The organism is Solibacillus sp. FSL W8-0474 (assembly GCF_038004065.1).
GTDB lineage: Bacteria > Bacillota > Bacilli > Bacillales_A > Planococcaceae > Solibacillus > Solibacillus faecavium.
Genome location: NZ_JBBOQJ010000001.1, coordinates 277841 through 293312, shown reverse-complemented (window position 1 = coordinate 293312; position 15472 = coordinate 277841). Strand labels below are relative to the sequence as shown.

Genomic DNA, 15472 nt, shown 5'->3' with positions numbered 1-15472 from the left:
CTCTATTAATCTTGAAAATAAGAATGGTACAATTACTAAAAGAGATGCTTTTTAAGGGAGGGATTTTCATAAATCGTCAACATTTAAGTGTAATTTTAGGGGGAATTCTATTTTTAGCTGTTGCTATGGGTATTAGCCGCTTTGCATTCACGCCGATTTTACCATTCATGCGTGTCGATGAAAATTTATCCTTTACACAAGGCGGCTGGCTCGCTTCAAGCAACTATATTGGCTATTTTATTGGAGCATTGTGGGCCGGATTTATTTATAAATCAAAAAAGAACTTTCTATTATTAAATGTTGTCATGAATGTCACTTCGATTCTTTTAATGGGATTAGTAGATTCATACATCATTTGGATTGTGCTACGCTTTATTGCCGGCTTAACGAGTGGGTTTATCTTTGTTCTGACATTAAGCATCGTGATGGATTATTTGGCAGCCCATTTACTAACGCGCTGGAGTGGTTATTTATTTAGTGGAATCGGCATTGGCATTGCATTATCAGGACTTTTAGTACCATTCTTTGAAGCAAGTTTCCGCTGGCAAGGTTCTTGGCTTGGACTCGGTTTGTTATCTGCATTGTTTTTAGCGACGACACTATTTTTATGGCGTCACTTACAAGTACTTAATCACGTAAAGGCACCAAAATCTGAGGATAGCAATATTTGGCGCGGTTTCATGCCATGGCTGATTATTGCATATGGCTTAGAAGGATTAGGTTATATTATCACAGGGACTTTTCTTGTGGACATTATATATAATATCGAGGCACTTAGCGCATATGCAGGTTATAGTTGGGTATTGGCTGGACTGGCTGCCATTCCATCTGCACCGATTTGGATGAAATTGATGTCCCGTTATTCAACGATTTCTATGCTGGCTTTAGCGTATGCGATGCAAATAATCGGCATCTTGCTTCCTGTTCTGTCTCAATCCGTGTGGAGCGTGTTGTTGTCGGCCATTTCATTTGGTTTTACATTTGTCGGACTCGTTACTATGTCTACAGCATACGCAAGACAGTTATATCCAAAGCAAAGTGCCTACGTTGTTTCCATACTGACAACCTTTTACGCCATCGGACAAATAATCGGTCCTGTTATTGCGGGTCGTTTGGAAACTTATTTCCTAACATATAAAGCCCCCCTCCTTTTTGCCGGAGGAACAGTCACATTAGCTCTTATAATATTACTGGTCGGGTATTTTTATAGTAGGAAAAAGCCTATTCACGTCGGTAATGAAATGATGCAACCCTAGTATTATGAAAAATGAAATGAGATGAAATAGTGAAACGTATTACCATATTTTATACTTCGATGTTACTCATATTGATTGTATTAAGCGGATGTAGTCAAAATGCTGACTCAAAAGCTGATATATTTCAATATAAAAATTCCTATGTAGGTGACAACAGTGCGGTTGGAAACATTGTAAGTCAATTAGCTTACAGCAATGAACTAAAACAAATTTCCCTTCATACGAAAGAACAACCATATGGCATTACTTTGGAATATAACGATATAACTGCAAAAAATGCAGATAAAGAAATAAAGGAAACTGTTATAGCGAATGCAACGTATCTTTTTGCTTTAATCCAAAATGTAGAGAGGATTACATTCAAATTTCCGGCTAATGAATTCACTGTAACCAAAACTGAAATTCAACATTGGTACAATAATAAACTGGACGACTTTGAAAATGAAGAAGACTTAAAGAAACTAATAAAGGAACATTTAAATTCAGAGGACTCCGTAAATCAATTTTTTAGTAAGTAATCCATTTTCTTAATAGGAAACTCTTAAGAAGTGTTTATTAAAAATTAAATTAATATTAAACCGTTGATTTCCATTCCGGGACCGATGCTTTCCCCGGGCACGGCTCCAGCTAACTAAATTGTGCCTACAACGGCAGGCACAATTTAGTGGATCTTCCGCGCGTGCTTATTCCCGGTGGAGTCACGGTCCCTCCATTCCAATCAACTTATTCATCGCTTTAAATAAAATGAGATACGATATCTACGATGACTAGTAATCAATTCAAATTAATGAACATAAACAATTTGTTCTGCTAAGCATCTAGTTAAATTTATAATAAAAAGACAAAACTCTCGAGACCATTTGTCAGCTCCATTTACCTCCATGCTCCCCCTTCCTGCTAATTTACCCAACCCAACTTTAATGCTACGATACCGTTAATAACGTATATCGGAGGCTATTATGGAAGAAAAACTTTACTCAATTGGAGAAGTATCGAAATTGACAAATATATCAATACAAACACTCCGTTACTATGATCAAATCGGTTTATTCAAACCTTCACACGTCGATCCTAAAACAAATTACCGGTACTATAAAGACGCACAACTATACTATTTGGACATTATTAAATCACTGAAATATATCGGGGTTTCTTTAGAAGAGATTAAAGAGGCACAAGCCTTTACCCCAGCAGAGTTATTATCCTTTTTACAGCAACAGGAAAATGTAATTGAAAAACAGATTAATCGTATGTATGAAATTAAGCAATCCTTATATAAAACAAAAAAACAGATGGAGGAACAGCTCGCGATTGATATGCTTGATACGGTTTATTTTAAAAATGAGGAACCAAACCGTATTTTATCGATCCATACAAACGAGCTAACACCGTACTATATACCAAACACATATTACAGTTCACTAATCAAAACGTTGGAAATTGAAAATAGTCTGCTGAGTAACCGATACGGGTGCATATATCCTTATCAGCCATATAATAGCTTGGATGAGCTGCATTATAGTCATATTTTTACCCCGCTTATTACAGACCGATATATTACACACTTAACAACTGATATGGAAGTTAAAACAATTCCTGCCGGTCGTTATGTATGTATTGCTTTTATTTTCGAACAGGACACATACCTCGTTCATTACCAAAAGTTATATCACTATATAGAAGAGAACGGATTAAATATCGTACCTATCGTTTATGAAATTTTCATGCCTATAAACTACTCCCCTAATAAAGCAGATGAATTTATTGTTGAATTAAAAATTAAATTAAAGTAAATTTATGCAAAAATGAAGATATAAAACATAGCATTTCCGCTTTCCGCCGCCTCGCGATAGCGCAAGCGGCTTGATTGGATGTTTTACTTCACTTTATAACGAGGGCAAAATTTTAGGATTGGTGGGCCTCGCAAACGGCAATAAAGGCAGTGATATAGACATGTATCACGTGGCTATAGCGCTGTCTTGCCGTAGCCCACCAATCAATCAAGTGAAATCTTATTAGAAAATCTTCCATATATCATGGTGATGAGCCTAACTTAATCACTTGTTTACGATAATTTAAATCCGTTTCATTGACTCTATAGCTACTATAGGGTTTATGTTAGAAAGTGCGGATTATATCGCTAGAGTCATTTCAACTAAATAAGGAGCAACAACTATGAGAGAATATAAAGTAACGTTAGGGCTACTGTTATTAAACTTATTCATCGCTTTTTTAGGAATCGGTTTAGTTATTCCAGTACTTCCAACATTAATGAATGAACTGCAAATTAGCGGAACCGTTGTCGGATATTTAACAGCAGCGTTTGCTATTGCACAACTGATTGTTTCACCCCTCGCTGGTAAAGCAGTTGATAAATATGGACGTAAAATTATGATTGTCCTTGGATTGTTTATTTTCGGTATTTCAGAATTTTTATTCGGATTAGGGAAAACAATCGAAGTATTATTTATTTCCCGTGTATTGGGCGGAATTAGTGCGGCATTTATCATGCCTGCTGTTACAGCCTTTATCGCAGATATTACAACAATGGAAACACGGTCGAAAGCACTTGGTTATATGAGTGCAGCGATTAGCACAGGTTTTATTATCGGTCCTGGTATCGGCGGATTTTTAGCAGATTTCGGTACACGTGTGCCCTTCTACTTTGCGGGAGCGCTTGGTACAACTGCTGCCATTCTATCAATTATTTTACTACGCGAACCAGAGCGCAATGAAGAAAATGCTGAAAATGCACCAAATCAAACTTCAGGATTCAAGCGTGTTTTGGAGCCGATGTACTTAATTGCCTTTATATTAATTTTTGTCGCATCATTTGGACTTGCGGCATTTGAATCGTTCTTCAGCCTATTCGTTGATCATAAATTTGGTTTTACCCCTACAGATATCGCAGTCATCATTACAGGTGGCGCAATTGTTGGAGCGGTGGCACAAGTCGCATTGTTCGACCGTCTAGCACAAAAATGGGGCGAAATTAAACTGATTCGCTATAGCTTAATATTATCGGGATTTTTAGTGTTTTTAATGACCGTTGTCAGCTCGTACTTTGCGATTTTACTCGTTACTTGTATCGTATTTGTCGGATTTGATTTATTCCGCCCTGCTGTAACAAGCTATTTATCCAAAATCGCGGGCAACGAGCAAGGTTTCGTTGGCGGCATGAACTCTATGTTTACGAGTTTAGCGAATATTTTCGGTCCTATTTTAGGCGGCATGCTATTTGATATTGATGTTAACTACCCATACTACTTTGCAACTGTTGTCATCTTCTTTGGTATTCTGTTAACATTAATATGGAAGAAACCTGCATCGTATATGTAGATTTTTCGTCTTATGTAATTGATTTCTCTATTGAAAGTAAAATTTGCTTAAGGAGGATTTCATCATGACAACAAAATCAGAACGACTTATTTCAACTACGGAAAAATTCGGGGCGCATAATTACCACCCACTGCCAATCGTTATCGAAAAGGCAGAAGGCGCATGGGTAACAGACCCTGAAGGAAACCGCTACCTAGATATGCTTTCGGCTTATTCAGCCTTAAACCAAGGACATCGCCACCCTAAAATCATTCAAGCGTTAAAGGATCAGGCAGATGCGGTAACACTAACTTCCCGTGCATTCCATAGCGCGACTTTAGGAGAATGGTACGAGAAAATGTGCCAGCTTACGGGAAAGAATATGGTACTCCCGATGAACACTGGGGCTGAGGCGGTTGAAACAGCAATTAAAATGGCTCGTCGTTGGGGGTATGAAGTTAAAGAAATCCCTGTAAATCAGGCCAAAATTATTGGCTGTAACGGCAATTTTCACGGTCGTACGATGGGTGCTGTATCGTTATCATCAGAGGAGGAGTATAAACGCGGCTTTGGTCCTATGCTGGAAGGCTTTACTTTAGTTCCATACGGAGATATTGAAGCTTTAAGAGCTACTATTACTCCCGATACAGTAGCATTTATTATTGAGCCGATTCAGGGTGAAGCAGGTATCATCATCCCGACAGAAGGCTTTCTAAAAGCTGCCTATGAATTATGTAAAGCAAATAATGTTCTGTTTATAGCAGATGAAATTCAAACTGGTTTATCACGTACAGGAAAACTTTTTGCCTGTGAATGGGAAGACGTTATTCCAGATGTATATATTTTAGGTAAAGCGCTGGGCGGCGGTGTTTATCCAATTTCTGCGGTTGTTGCGAATGATGACATTCTTGGCGTATTCAATCCTGGCTCGCACGGCTCAACATTCGGTGGAAACCCATTAGCATGTGCAGTTTCCATAGCAGCAATTGATGTTTTATTGGATGAAAAGCTGACAGAGCGTTCACTTGAGCTCGGCAATTACTTTAAAGAGCAACTACAGGCAATCGATAATGCTGTGATAAAGGAAGTGCGCGGTCGCGGTCTTTTCATTGGTGTAGAGCTTCACGAATCAGCTCGTCCGTATTGTGAAAAGCTTGCAGAACGAAAAGTATTATGTAAAGAGACACATGACACAGTGATCCGCTTCGCCCCACCTTTAATCATTTCAAAAGAGGATTTAGACTGGGCCATCGAGCAAATTAAAGCTGTATTCAGTGAATAAATAGATTTAAAGAGCCTGGGACCAGAAGTAGAAATTTGTTTGTATAAGGGAATTATCCTTATTAAGAAACTGATACTTTATGAATTGATTGGAGTGAAGGGGCGACTCCTGGGGGAACAGCACGACGCCTGAGACTACAGGCTCAGGCCGTGCCCCCGGAAAGCGTCCCCGGAACGGAAATCAATTTTGGTAGAAGCAGAAAAATATCCATTTTTTCTTTGGAAAAATGGATATTTTTCGTTTTGTCCCAGGCTCCATTTTTTTATCTTAAGGAGCGATTTATGATGAAATCACTTTATATTACCGGCTACCGTCCACATGAGCTTGGTATATTTAACGACAAGCATCCCGGTGTCCCCATCATTAAAACGGCATTGAAAAACCAAATACGTACCCTTACAGAGGATGGATTGGAATGGGTTGTGATTAGCGGACAGCCAGGTGTTGAAACATGGGCGGCAGAGGTTGTACTAGAGCTAAAAAATGAATATTCCACACTCAAATACTCCATCATAACGCCCTTCTTAGAACAAGAGAAAAACTGGAATGAGCATAAACAAGCAGCCTATATGAATATAGTAAATAATGCCGACTTTGTGACAAGTGTGACGAAACGTCCTTACGAAGCACCTTGGCAGTTTATCGAAAAAGATAAATTCATCATTGCTAATACGGATGCGACATTGCTCGTTTATGATGAGGAAAACGAAGGCTCCCCTAAATATGTGCTCCGACTCATTGAAAAGTATAAGGAACAGCATGATGAATATGAACTGTTCATGATCAATGCGTACGATTTACAAATGGTAGCGGAGGAAATGCAGCAAGGAGATGATTGGTAAAGATCCCGTTAATTTTTCCAATTAAGTAAATATTCAGATTATAGACCACCTTTTTGCGGTATAATATATTAAATGAACTTATATATCGAATAACAAGGAGGCCACATTATGAATCAATTATCGATGATTAACGAAACAACACCAGTAAATATTCCACACCATACGTATAAGCGCGAATGTCGCTATACGAGAGGTATTAATATTCCCCTTGCAGATATAGAAAAGATATTAAGTGCATTGAATGATGAGGCACACATCTATTTTGAGTTCCATAATATTGCGAAAGAAATTAAGCAAGGGACGTTATTGAACGGCTATGCGGGCCTCGCAAGTACTATATCAGACTATTATAAGCGCGAAAAAAATATGGAAATTCCAGAATTAACGAACGGTCAGGATTTTTATGTAAAAATCGTTTAATTACTATAAGGGGCTGACTCCTAAATGTATAACACACATAGCGACGTCTAAAGCATCGAAGCAGTTTAATGCTTTGGACGTTGTTTTACATATTTTATTCGAATTAAATAATTTTTCTAAAAATTAACATGGTAATCTATTGACTTTCTAATTGATAAAGATTATCATTATCATTGTAAGTCAAACAATTTAGTTGTAGCATTTTCGATACTGTTCCCCCCAGTTCAGATTCGAAACTCATTAATCACTTTACTCATATTTTGAAAAGATCTTTATCTTTTCTCCTGAAAGAATGGCAAATCCCCTCACACGATTTGCCATTTTTTTATATAATTTTGGGTATACATATATTAAAGGAGATGATTTAGTTGGAATTCCGTATTGAAAAAGACACTTTAGGTGAAGTCCGTGTACCAGCAGATAAAATTTGGGGGGCACAAACGCAGCGCAGTAAAGAAAATTTCCAAATCGGTACTGAAAAAATGCCTATTGAAATTATCCGCGCAATGACAATTTTAAAAAAGGCAGCAGCACTTGCAAATAATAAATTGGGCAAGCTGTCTGATGTAAAAACAAAGGCAATTGTCGAAGCAGCAGACGAAATTCTTACAGGTAAATGGGATGACCACTTCCCTCTTGTTGTTTGGCAAACAGGTAGCGGGACACAGACAAATATGAATGTAAACGAAACCATTGCCTACTTAGCAAATGAAAAGTTAACAGCTGCTGGCTCAGATGAAAAAGTACATCCAAACGATGATGTCAACAAGTCACAAAGCTCAAATGATACTTTTCCTACTGCACTGCATATTGCAGCAGTCGAAATTGTGGAAAGCTACTTAATGCCGAGACTAAAGCTTCTACAGGCAACACTAAAAGAAAAAGCCATCGCATTCAACGATATTATTAAAATCGGTCGGACCCACTTACAGGATGCAACACCATTAACGCTCGGTCAGGAAATCGGCGGCTGGCACCATATGCTAATAAAATGTGAAAAAATGATTATGGTTAATACTCAATTTATGAAAGAGTTGGCAATTGGAGGCACAGCGGTAGGAACAGGGATAAATGCTCACCCTGAATTTGGGGCACATGCTGCAGCTGAAATCAGCAAGTTAACAGGTATTCATTTTACATCCGCTGAAAACAAGTTCCATGCACTGACAAGCCATGATGAAATCGTTACAGCTCACGGTGCGCTAAAAGCATTAGCTGCGGATTTAATGAAAATCGCCAATGATGTTCGCTGGCTGGCAAGTGGTCCCCGCTCTGGTATCGGTGAAATTACGATTCCGGAAAACGAACCAGGCTCATCGATCATGCCAGGTAAAGTAAACCCGACGCAAAGTGAAGCGATGACAATGGTCGTGACTCAAGTTGTCGGCAACGATGCCACAATTGCCTTTGCTGCATCACAGGGTAATTTTGAGCTGAATGTATTTAAACCGGTTATCATTTATAACTTCCTGCAATCTGCACGCTTATTGGCAGATTCAATGAAATCATTCAATGACAACTGTGCAATTGGCATCGAGCCAAACATGGAAGTATTGGAAGCGAACTTGAAAAATTCGTTAATGCTTGTCACGGCATTAAACCCGTATATCGGTTATGAAAATGCAGCCAAAATCGCCAAAACGGCTCATAAAGAAGGCACAACATTGAAGGAAGCCGCGATTGCGACGGGTCTTTTAACTGAGGAAGAATTTGACCGTTATGTTGATCCAAAAACGATGATTTACCCAAATGCTGAATAATTTTTAAATATCCAACACAACCTTCCAACATGTCTAGTCAATTACTCTTTACAGGTAATAAACTAATGTTGAGGAGGTTGATTTTTATTGAAAAAATTCGAGTTTATAAAGGATGGTTATGAAATAGTCATCAATATTCTCGTGAATATACAGAACGAAAACACTAAATATGTTGAAGCCGATGCCTATTATAAAGACTTTGGCAAATACCGCATATTAGTTTTAGCAGATTCCGTAGAAAAAGCGGTAGAAGTGGCAACATATGAACTACTGACGAATCACCCATTTGAGAAAGTTATTATAGATTATTAAGTCATATTTAAAGGGATGCTCCGAATTCGTATCAGAGCACCCCTTCTTTTAATTTATAGTAGCAAATTTAAATACACATCAATAATCTGCTCTCCGTAAAAATACACAATGATTGCGGCAAGTGCAATGGATGGTCCAAATGGAACCGGTGTTTTACGCCCTTTACCCTGCACTTTTAAAATAATAATCCCTACAATCGTTCCAATAATGGACGCTAAAAATAATGTTAACAGCGTATTATAAGTTCCCAGCACAAGACCGATTAGTAAAAACAGCTTAATATCTCCGCCACCCATACCGCCTTTTGAGATAATGGCGATTAATAATAACAGCGAAAATCCAAGCACTGCCCCAACAATACTATCCCACCAAGGCTCCAGCGGGGAAAGAATTCTTCCTACAATTAATAAGGGCAGGAAAAACAATAAAATTTTATCCGGAATAAGCATGTATGCAATATCCGAAACATTAATACTAACCAATAAGGAAATAAACAGAAGTGCCACTGCGAGCTCCCACGAAATACCAAGCTGCCATGTGGCAAATGCAAATAACAGGCCTGTTACCAACTCAGTAAATGCATAGATTGGCGATACTTTTACGCCGCATGTCCGACATTTCCCTCGTAAAAATATGTACGAAAAAACAGGTATGAGTTCAAAAGCGCGTAAACGACGATTACAATTCACACAATGGGACGGTGGTGTTACAATCGATTCCTTTTTTGGCACGCGTAAACCGACTACGTTGTAAAAAGAACCGAACACTAGCCCGAATATTCCTGCGAAAATTGTATACATTATTTCCATGTGCAACGCTCCTTACTAGTCCTTGCTATATATCAAATGGTTGATTTCCATTTCGGGTCGGATGCTTTCCGCGGGCAAGAATCAGAGTCAAACTTTTGTCTCTGATTCTTTGCGCCGAGGATGGTTGCAATTTATTGCGACCACCGCAGAAGCACCGATATGAAATATATAGGGAATAACACTCGCCTCCCCTCCATTTCAATCAACTTCTTCTGTAAATATTTCGGCTTAAATTAATAAATAAATGCCTTACTCATAGTAGAAAGTAGTGACTTGAATGTTAGCCGTTACGACTTCCGAAGACTCTTCTGTAAATTGGTCTTCTTCACCTGGAAGGGCAAAGTCGATAATATCGATTCGCATCACACGGTCTTTCATTTCTATTTCTTTTATAAACTGCAGCAAGCTTACATCATTTGGTGACGACACATTAATATTAAATGTAACTAACTTTAATGAAGGCGGTAATGATTCTACAGCTATTGTTGAAACGGGTAATTCCTCTGGTACATCTGTATCTTCCGTTGACTCATTAGCTTCCGTTTCAGGAGACTCTGTTTGTTCCACTGGTTCCGATCCATCGTCTGTTGCTTGCCCTTCTTCTGTTTCAGAGCTAGCCATTGGATCCTGTAAGCCTGAGCTCGATACGAGAGCATCATAGTTATTGAAGTCGATACTTTGAACACGGGAGCCTGTTAAGTATTCAATTTCCTCAATTGAAAGAATCAATGCATCGATTTCTCGGTTAGCTGGCACTTTTTTTCGTAATGTAAATTCATTTGTACTAGATTGAGATAGCTGTGAATGGTGAGCTGCAATCGTTTGTTCTAATGCGGAAATTTCCGTTTTTATGTTCGTCATTTCACTTTGGATCGCCTGTTCTTCATCCTGCTTCGGCTTGACAACATAATAGTAAACGGCAAATAAAAGCGCCATCGCTAAAGCAATTACTAATAAAAGCGTTCCATTTTTACTACTTGAGAAGGAATTCACTATTCGTCACCCCCAGCAGCTACATATAATTGATCGATTAATAACATAATCTCAACGCTATAGCGAGGCACTTCACTAAACTGCTGCTCTGTACTTAATTCTTCTCCGGCAGGATTAACGTCAAAATTTTGAATCGTGCCTAGTTGAACATCATTGAAATACGGGCTTTTTTCGAGACTGCTCACATATGTTGATATGGCATTTAATGTTTCAAAATCAACCGTCACTTGTACACCTGTTTCAGAAAATATATAAGCACGCAAATATGTATTTAAAGGCAATAAGTTTCGTGTTTCTGTAATGACCTGTGATACCGGATAGGATACTCGTTCCACAAACGCAACCGATTCTTCCAATGAGCCCTGATTCATCGTTTCAAATGACGCAACTTCCGAACTCAATTGATCACGCGTTAAAATTAATGAATCCCGCTCCGGTGTTGCACTCGCTATTTCACTTTTTGCACTGAAAAATGTCCACGCTAAAAGTCCAAGCGTTACTATTGATAATATTGCTACCAAATAAAATGCAAAATTTAAACTAGCCTCGCCCTTGTCAATTTTGGGCATGAGGTTAATATCTGGAATCATTCGTTAACCTCCTTTAGAGCAAGGCCTAATAAAGTCGCATGCTTTGCTTTGCAATTTGGAAATTGTGCTTCGATAACAGCATCATCGACTGTCCGAATAAATGTTGGTAAATTGTCCCGCAAGAGTGCTTCGATAAGATGAAGTAATGGGTGATCTCCCATCACAATAATTTCATCGACAACTTTTTCCCCTTTGTGTAGTGAGAATTTAAAGAAGTTCATCATGCGGTCGATTTCCAACACTTGGTCTGTAGTCGCTCCACGGAAGTCATCCAAGTCCCCTGTATAACGAAACTCAACTTCATCGTTTTCAAGAATATCCTGCTGCCATTTATCCGGGTCTGTATCAACCGTCTGGAAGCGTAAAAACTCAACATCTCCATTTGAAAAAATACAAATGGACAATTCATTAATGGACCAATCAGTCACTAAATATGTACGGTTTGAATCGATAAACTGAATATGTTCAAGCAACCGCAAATTAGATAATGCACGGATATCGGCTACTTGAGGATTCAAATGGTTGTCTAACAGGAGACCAATCATCTTTCCAACTTCATCGGGAGGCGCAGCAAATAATACTGCTTTCCCATCGCCTTCCTTCGGGTCATATACATCAATAAGTGGCTCGTGGAAAGGCAAATGAATAGAGTTGCCAAGCTCCATCTGCACAAATTCCTTTAGCTTTTTGCCAGTTACGTCAGCAGGATGCTCAAAAGTTTTTAATAATACAGACGTATCCGGTACGAGGAAACGAACATTTTGTTTCTTGCCCCCCCAGTTCGGGACATTTGCTTTTATTAAATCGTATATCACCATCTCGTCTACAATGGAACCTTCCTGTACGGCATTTCTCTGTAAAGGCGTTTCATAGATAACGGGTTGATCAAGAGATGGGCCTTTGGAGACAAGAGCCCGGATCACGTAGTCATTTACGAGGATAGAAACATGTGATTTTTTTTTCATTTTGAACATTTAGGGACCCTCCCCTTTATACTTTGCCTCTATTACAGGGCAAGCTCATCTTCAAAGTTATTATACTAGCGAAATCATCGCCCAATGGAACACCCAAACGCTGTTAGGTTGGGTGTTCTTTGGGGGGTGATTATGGTGTATCTGAATTAACTTGCTCACCTAATGCTGCTTTTAAGTCATTTTCTTTCGCTGCGGAATCTTTACTAAATCCACCAAATTCATCCACATTATTAATATCAAAAGGATAACCAGTAATTTCCCATTCGCCATCTTCATTTAATGTGACCGTCATATCTTTTACATCTTTTCCATCGACAAATTGTTTTAAATCATCACCATCACAACCGTCATTTCCACATTTTAATTCAATATGAGCTAGTTTACCTCCAGAAATAATATTTAAAGCATCCGAAATTTGTCCTTTGTCTCGGGAATTATTAACAATATTACCGATAGCTGGAATAGCGATTGCTGCAATAATACCTAAAATAACGATTACTGCTAAAAGCTCAACTAAAGATAAACCTTTTTCATTCTTAATACGCTTTTTTAATGTGTTAAACATATTAAATCCTCCTTTAAATTCTATTATATATTTTGTTTTATTTTTGCACTGACGCTTGTGAACCTCTTTGATGCCCCCTTGCAAAACGTCATTTTCCGTTTTACATATTTTCATAAAGACTAAACATCGGTAAGAAAATTGCTGCTACGATAATACCAACTGCACCTGCTAATATGACAATCATTAAAGGTTCGATAAGAGACTTTAATGTATCTACTGTTCTCTCAACTTCTTCTTCATAAAAATCCGCAATTTTCTCAAGCATATAATCAAGCGACCCGGTAGACTCGCCAATTCTTGTCATACTCGTCACCATTGGCGGGAATATCCAGCTTTTTTCAAAGGGCTCTGTTAATGTACTCCCTTTTTCAAGACTTGCTCGTGCATCTAATACTACTTTTCCCACAACTGGATTACCGGAAACTTTTTGAGAAATTGTAAGTGCCTGTAAAATAGGCACCGCACTGCTAAATAAAGATGATAAATTACGTGTTAATCTAGCAATCGCTGTTTTTTGTAAAAGCGGTCCGAATATTGGCATCTTCAGTAGCATATAATGGACAGCGTAATGAAATTGCTCGTTATTCCTAAATAGGTGTTGGAATATAACCACACCTATGACAACAGCGCCAATTGGTAACCACCAATATTGTCTTAACCATTCTCCTAATGCTACTGTTAATACAGTAAGCGTAGGAAGCTCTGCATCCATCGACTCAAACGATTCGACAAATGTTGGTACAATAAAAATCAACATAAAAAATACGACAACTACGATTAAGACTAATAACATTGCAGGATAAGTTAATGTAGACTGCACTTTTTTTATTAATCGAAACGACTTTTCATATGAATTTGCCAATCGTTCTAATGTATTATCAATATTCCCTGTAACTTCACCAGAACGCATCATATTAATAAACAGCTCCGGGAATACTTTCGGATGTTTTTGAACTGCATCCGAAAAGGGAATACCGGCTCGTATATCTTCCTCGACTTTTTCTAACGCCCTTTTCAATGGTTTACTTGTCGCTTGTTTCGCTAAAATATTTGTTGCTTCAACTAGTGATACCCCTGCACGAATTAAGGTCGCAAACTGACGGCAGTAAATTACAAAATCCTGCGTTTTAATTTTTCCGCTTCCAAGGTTAATATCCATGTGTAATATACTTTTCGACTCTTCTATTTCACGAGGATTAATCCCCTTTTCCCGAAGCTTCGTAATTGCTGTTGCCTTATTTGCCGCGTCAATCGTTCCTCTTTGTGTGACCCCCATCTTTGTTCGCCCTACATATTTAAATACGGTCAACTGTAATCACCTACATTCAAATAAGGACGTACTTCCTCCAACGAAACTTTGCCGGAAGAAACCAGTGCCTGTATTGATGTTTCCAATGTGTGCATTCCCAGTGCCCGGCTTGTTTGCATAACACTTGGTATTTGATGTATTTTTTCATTTCGGATTAAGTTCGTTACAGCCGGAACACTGACTAAAATTTCGGTTGCTGCAACACGTCCTTCTTTATCCATACGAATGAACAATCGCTGAGAAATAATACCCTGTAATACATTCGCTAATTGAATACGAATCTGCCCTTGCTGATGTGGCGGGAATACATCGATAATTCGGTCAATTGTCGTCGGTGCACTTGATGTATGGAGTGTGCCGAATACTAAATGCCCTGTTTCCGCTGCCGTAATCGCTGTGGAAATCGTCTCCCAATCTCGCATCTCACCGACTAGAATAATATCTGGATCTTGGCGAAGTGATGCACGCAATCCGTTTGCGAACGAGCCTGTATCGACACCGATTTCACGTTGATTGATGACTGACTTTTTATGGGAATGTAAATATTCAATTGGATCTTCGAGTGTAATAATATGCTTTGATTTTGTTTCATTAATATAATCAATCATCGCCGCTAATGTAGTAGACTTCCCTGAGCCTGTTGGACCTGTTACTAAAATAAGTCCTTGAGGTTTTTCGGCTAAATCATACAATACTTTGGGCATATTTAAAGATTCAATTGTCGGGATCTTGCTCGAAATTAAACGGGCAGCAATTGCTCCTGCATTTCGCTGATGATACGTATTTACACGGAAACGACATAGGTCTTTTAAGGAATAGTTGAAATCTGTTTCGCCCTTCTCCTCAAATTCCGCCATTTTATAATCTGGTAGAATATCTTGTACCATTTCATTAACCATTTCTTCAGTAACATTTATATCGCCATATTGCTTCAATTGACCATTTACACGGTATACAGGAGGGATACCAATTGTTACATGTAAATCAGATGCTTTTTCGTCATATGCATGCTGCAATAAGTCTTGAATTTTCAGTGTCATCT

Annotated in this window: 16 protein-coding genes; 9 read left to right on the top strand and 7 right to left on the bottom strand. The window is 38.5% G+C overall.

The window, feature by feature from the left end:
- Window positions 1-68 precede the first annotated feature (68 nt).
- From NYE67_RS01455 to NYE67_RS01415, 9 genes are all read left to right on the top strand, one after another.
- Complete coding sequence (locus NYE67_RS01455) at window positions 69-1256, top strand: YbfB/YjiJ family MFS transporter (RefSeq protein WP_340730872.1); 1188 nt, start codon at window positions 69-71, stop codon at window positions 1254-1256.
- A 59-nt stretch (window positions 1257-1315) separates the two neighbouring features.
- On the top strand, window positions 1316-1774 hold the full coding sequence (locus tag NYE67_RS01450; protein ID WP_340728944.1) for a DUF4825 domain-containing protein: 459 nt from the start codon (window positions 1316-1318) through the stop codon (window positions 1772-1774).
- 441 nt (window positions 1775-2215) lie between these two features.
- Window positions 2216-3049 carry a MerR family transcriptional regulator gene (locus tag NYE67_RS01445; protein WP_340728943.1) on the top strand — a complete coding sequence of 278 codons (834 nt, stop codon included), beginning with the start codon at window positions 2216-2218 and terminating at the stop codon, window positions 3047-3049.
- Between the two features lie 382 nt (window positions 3050-3431).
- On the top strand, window positions 3432-4595 hold the full coding sequence (locus NYE67_RS01440) for an MFS transporter (protein ID WP_340728942.1): 1164 nt from the start codon (window positions 3432-3434) through the stop codon (window positions 4593-4595).
- Window positions 4596-4659: 64 nt separating this feature from the next.
- Window positions 4660-5856, top strand: coding sequence for an ornithine--oxo-acid transaminase (locus tag NYE67_RS01435; protein WP_340728941.1), 1197 nt, complete (start codon window positions 4660-4662; stop codon window positions 5854-5856).
- A gap of 281 nt (window positions 5857-6137) precedes the next feature.
- Window positions 6138-6698: a DUF1273 domain-containing protein gene (locus tag NYE67_RS01430; RefSeq protein WP_340728940.1), complete on the top strand. Its 561-nt coding sequence runs from the start codon at window positions 6138-6140 to the stop codon at window positions 6696-6698.
- Between the two features lie 108 nt (window positions 6699-6806).
- Entirely contained in the window at window positions 6807-7118 is a 312-nt protein-coding gene (locus tag NYE67_RS01425; protein WP_340728939.1) for a hypothetical protein, read from the top strand.
- 368 nt (window positions 7119-7486) lie between these two features.
- A complete protein-coding gene (gene fumC, locus NYE67_RS01420) occupies window positions 7487-8878 on the top strand; it encodes a class II fumarate hydratase (RefSeq protein ID WP_340728938.1) in 1392 nt (463 codons plus the stop codon).
- 87 nt (window positions 8879-8965) lie between these two features.
- Window positions 8966-9190 (top strand): hypothetical protein, encoded by a 225-nt coding sequence (locus NYE67_RS01415; RefSeq protein ID WP_191701300.1) that lies wholly within the window; start codon window positions 8966-8968, stop codon window positions 9188-9190.
- A 53-nt stretch (window positions 9191-9243) separates the two neighbouring features.
- On the opposite strand, the gene NYE67_RS01410 is transcribed toward NYE67_RS01415, so the two are convergent.
- The 7 genes from NYE67_RS01410 to NYE67_RS01380 form a co-directional block, all read right to left on the bottom strand.
- Complete coding sequence (locus tag NYE67_RS01410) at window positions 9244-9999, bottom strand: prepilin peptidase (RefSeq protein WP_340728937.1); 756 nt, start codon at window positions 9997-9999, stop codon at window positions 9244-9246.
- A 249-nt stretch (window positions 10000-10248) separates the two neighbouring features.
- Window positions 10249-10992 (bottom strand): potassium transporter, encoded by a 744-nt coding sequence (locus tag NYE67_RS01405; RefSeq protein ID WP_340728936.1) that lies wholly within the window; start codon window positions 10990-10992, stop codon window positions 10249-10251.
- Window positions 10992-11582, bottom strand: coding sequence for a PilN domain-containing protein (locus NYE67_RS01400; protein WP_340728935.1), 591 nt, complete (start codon window positions 11580-11582; stop codon window positions 10992-10994). Before NYE67_RS01400 ends, NYE67_RS01405 begins: the two co-directional genes overlap by 1 nt.
- Window positions 11579-12556, bottom strand: a complete 978-nt coding sequence (gene pilM, locus NYE67_RS01395; RefSeq protein ID WP_340728934.1) for a type IV pilus biogenesis protein PilM — start codon at window positions 12554-12556, stop codon at window positions 11579-11581. Before pilM ends, NYE67_RS01400 begins: the two co-directional genes overlap by 4 nt.
- Before the next feature lie 130 nt (window positions 12557-12686).
- On the bottom strand, window positions 12687-13121 hold the full coding sequence (locus NYE67_RS01390; protein ID WP_340728933.1) for a prepilin-type N-terminal cleavage/methylation domain-containing protein: 435 nt from the start codon (window positions 13119-13121) through the stop codon (window positions 12687-12689).
- Between the two features lie 100 nt (window positions 13122-13221).
- Window positions 13222-14430: a type II secretion system F family protein gene (locus NYE67_RS01385; protein WP_340728932.1), complete on the bottom strand. Its 1209-nt coding sequence runs from the start codon at window positions 14428-14430 to the stop codon at window positions 13222-13224.
- Window positions 14427-15470: a type IV pilus twitching motility protein PilT gene (locus NYE67_RS01380; RefSeq protein ID WP_340728931.1), complete on the bottom strand. Its 1044-nt coding sequence runs from the start codon at window positions 15468-15470 to the stop codon at window positions 14427-14429. The genes NYE67_RS01385 and NYE67_RS01380 overlap by 4 nt, the downstream gene beginning before the upstream one ends.
- Window positions 15471-15472: the final 2 nt, after the last annotated feature.